The 2,926-nt window shown below is 52.0% G+C and carries 6 protein-coding genes; all 6 read left to right on the plus strand.

Annotated features, from left to right (window positions below):
* The first annotated feature begins 76 nt into the window (after positions 1-76).
* Positions 77-409 carry a metalloregulator ArsR/SmtB family transcription factor gene (locus VEI96_11380; GenBank protein ID HXX58593.1) on the plus strand — a complete coding sequence of 111 codons (333 nt, stop codon included), beginning with the start codon at positions 77-79 and terminating at the stop codon, positions 407-409.
* A 56-nt stretch (positions 410-465) separates the two neighbouring features.
* Positions 466-825, plus strand: coding sequence for a metalloregulator ArsR/SmtB family transcription factor (locus VEI96_11385; GenBank protein ID HXX58594.1), 360 nt, complete (start codon positions 466-468; stop codon positions 823-825).
* An 85-nt stretch (positions 826-910) separates the two neighbouring features.
* Positions 911-1,141 carry a DsrE family protein gene (locus tag VEI96_11390; protein HXX58595.1) on the plus strand — a complete coding sequence of 77 codons (231 nt, stop codon included), beginning with the start codon at positions 911-913 and terminating at the stop codon, positions 1,139-1,141.
* 135 nt (positions 1,142-1,276) lie between these two features.
* Positions 1,277-1,630, plus strand: a complete 354-nt coding sequence (locus VEI96_11395) for a DsrE family protein (protein HXX58596.1) — start codon at positions 1,277-1,279, stop codon at positions 1,628-1,630.
* Positions 1,631-1,657: 27 nt separating this feature from the next.
* Positions 1,658-1,939, plus strand: coding sequence for a DsrH/TusB family sulfur metabolism protein (locus VEI96_11400; protein HXX58597.1), 282 nt, complete (start codon positions 1,658-1,660; stop codon positions 1,937-1,939).
* A gap of 78 nt (positions 1,940-2,017) precedes the next feature.
* The coding region (locus tag VEI96_11405; GenBank protein HXX58598.1) for an FAD/NAD(P)-binding oxidoreductase at positions 2,018-2,926 on the plus strand (909 nt) is incomplete at its 3' end.

A 2,926-nucleotide genomic window follows, 5' to 3' on the forward strand; every position in this document is an offset into this window, starting at 1 on the left:
CGAGAAATGTAAAGTACGGGCCTGCCTCAGAAAAAGAGTACTTGACCTTCCCGCCATGAATGCATAGAATAGTAGCATGAAGAAAGATAAGACATTATTCGAACTCCAGTCAGACGTCTGTAAGACCCTTGCAAGTCCGAAGAGGATCGAGATCCTGAACGCGTTGAAGGAAGGCGAAAAGACGGTGAGCGAGCTTGTCGAAATCTTAGGCGTCCCCAAGGCCAACGTGTCACAGCATCTCGCTGTCATGAGATACAAGGGGATCCTGAAATCGAGAAGAGAGGGCATCAATATCTACTATAGCGTCGCGAACCCGAAGGTTATAGAGGCCTGTTCCCTCATGAAGGATGTCCTCATGGAGACCATGAAGGAAAAAGGCGATCTCGCCGAGGCCGCTTCAAAATCCTAAAAAAATTTCTCCCACATATGCAAATATCATTATATATGCATGGAAAGAGGTGATACATGCCCTCCCTGAGCAAGAGAGTGGAACTCCTGAGAGTAATCGCGCACCCGGCAAGAATCCAGATCCTCGAAGAACTTCTCAAGGGGGTCAAGTGCGTGAGCGATCTTGAAGATTTTCTCGAAATAAGCCAGCCGAATATCTCACAACATCTATCGCTCCTGAGAATGCACGGGATAATCGATTATTTCATCGATGGAAGACTGAAGTGCTATTTTCTCAGGGATCCGATGATCCCTGCTATCATCGAGATACTCAAAAAGGATTATGAGGCGGAATTACCGGCTCCTGCCTGTTGTCCGGTCACGAAGAAGGGGACGTATCCGGGAAACCGGTCACGGCAAAGAACAGTGTCTCGTTAGGTTGATAATGTCGTCGGCTACTTCGCTGGATGCGCGAAAGGAGAGAAGTTCAGGCGAAGAGATCGCCCCAAAAAGGAGGAAGAACATGGCAAAAAAATTCACTCTGTTTCTCAGCACGTCGCCCTATTCGTACGAGAATGCCCTCACCGCCGTGAAGATCGCCGAGTCCGCGTTGAGCAAGGGCCACACAGTGAACCTCATCGCTTCAGGTGATGGAGTCTATTGTTTCCTGAAGGGCCAAAAGGCAAAAGGGATAACAAATGCTGAAGAGAAGTTTTCGGAGCTTATCGGGAAGGGGCTGAGGGTCTATCTCTGAGGCGGTTGCATGAACTTCCGCCGTGCGGCGAAAGATGGCTACCTCAATGGAGCAGAGGTCGGTTCGCTCAAAGGGTTATTCAACACCATGGGCGAAACTGATGTCTGGCTCAACATCGGGGCATAGGAGGAGACTATGGCAAAGGTAGCGATGATACTGAAGAGATCTCCCTATGGCGACATGAATGCGGCAGAGGCCGTCAGGCACGCGATGGGGGGCGTTTCGGGCGAGCTGGAGGTCGACCTGATCCTGGTAGACGGCGGTGTACTCCTCGCCAAGAAGGATCAGGATGATACGGGCACTGGCTTTACGAACCTCGAAGGTGCCTTGAAAGACTGTATCGAATTGGGTGTGGAAGTCTATGCCGACAAGGCCTCAGTCAGGGAACAGCAGCTAGAGCCTGAGGATATGGTTGACAAGGTGAAGATTGCGAATGCCATGCAGATAGCGGAATTGATACAAGGCGCAAGAACAACGCTGATTTTTTAGCCGGGAGAATGAGGAGAGGAGGATTCGATGCTTGTGATAGTGAAGAGCGCTCCGGACACGACAGACGGAAGAAGGGGCATCAAGCTGGCAAGGGATATGGCGGCTGATGTGGTGCTCCTTCAGAACGGGGTTTATTTCGCGGAGGAGGAAAGGCTTCAAGGCTTCTGCGGAGCGGCATATGTCCTCGATGACGACACGAGGCTCAGGGGATTAAAAGACGGCGAGATCAAAAAAGATGTCAGAAAACTCACCTATGCGGATTTGGTTGACATGATGGCGAAAGAAGATAACGTGGTGGGCATGTTTTAGCATCGAATCTAGGGTCAAGAGAGAGATGAAAATGAGAATATCTCGACCCTGTCCGAACCTTCTGGGGAGGTGGTGACGATGGCAAGGATAGTTATACTGGGTGGTTCGTTTGGCGGGCTCACCTCGGCATTCGAACTAAAGAGGCTTTTGGGGAAGAAGGCCGACTTAACGGTTCTTTCCGAGGACGATAAATTTGTTTTTAACCCCTCGTTGCCGTGGATAGCGATGGGGAGCAGGACAGCCGGAGACATCACCCTTCCTGTTAAAGGGCTTCTTGAGCGGAAAGGGATACGGTTCATTCACGAAGCCGCAAAGGGAATAGATGCGGATGCCTCGAAGGTCATCACGGCAAACGGAGAAATGCCCTACGATTATCTCCTCATATCTACCGGACCCTATCTCGCCTTCGAAGAAGTCCCGGGGCTCGGGCCGGAAAAGGGACATACCGAATGCATCTTCACCCTTGGGCAGGCAGAAAGAGCGAACAGGGCATGGAACAAATTCCTCGAAAGTCCGGGAATCATCGTAACCGGTTCCGTTCAGGGGGTCAGCTGTTCCGGTCCGCCTTACGAGTTTGCCTTCGAGGCCGACACGGAACTGAGAAAGAGAAAGATGCGCCATAAGGTGCCGATGGTCTTTGTGACTTCCGAGCCCTATGTAGGCCATTTCGGCATCGGGGGGTTGAGGAATTCGAAGAGGGTCATGGAAGATGAGTTTGCGAAGCGCGACATAAAGGTTATTGCGAATACCGCCGTTGAAGAGATCGTTCCTGGCGAAGTGAGCTTGAAGGACGGCACGAAGCTGCCCTTCAAGCTTTCGATGCTCGCGCCCGCCATGAAAGGGGTGCCGGCGGTTGCCCACCTCGGGAATCCAAGGGGCTTCATCCCTGTTGACGGCAGATACCGCCATACGCAATACAAAAACATCTTTGCCGTCGGAGTCTCGGTCGCGATCGCGCCTCCCGAGCAGACGCCAGTCCCCACGGGC

Source organism: Thermodesulfovibrionales bacterium (genome assembly GCA_035622735.1).
In the GTDB taxonomy this organism is placed as follows: Bacteria; Nitrospirota; Thermodesulfovibrionia; order Thermodesulfovibrionales; family UBA9159; genus DASPUT01.

What these genes read in the sequence shown, in the direction of transcription:
- VEI96_11380 (HXX58593.1), top strand. Translation starts at nt 77, where the DNA reads ATGAAGAAAGATAAGACATTATTCGAACTCCAGTCAGACGTCTGTAAG.
- VEI96_11385 (HXX58594.1), top strand. Translation starts at nt 466, where the DNA reads ATGCCCTCCCTGAGCAAGAGAGTGGAACTCCTGAGAGTAATCGCGCAC.
- VEI96_11390 (HXX58595.1), top strand. Translation starts at nt 911, where the DNA reads ATGGCAAAAAAATTCACTCTGTTTCTCAGCACGTCGCCCTATTCGTAC.
- VEI96_11395 (HXX58596.1), top strand. Translation starts at nt 1,277, where the DNA reads ATGGCAAAGGTAGCGATGATACTGAAGAGATCTCCCTATGGCGACATG.
- VEI96_11400 (HXX58597.1), top strand. Translation starts at nt 1,658, where the DNA reads ATGCTTGTGATAGTGAAGAGCGCTCCGGACACGACAGACGGAAGAAGG.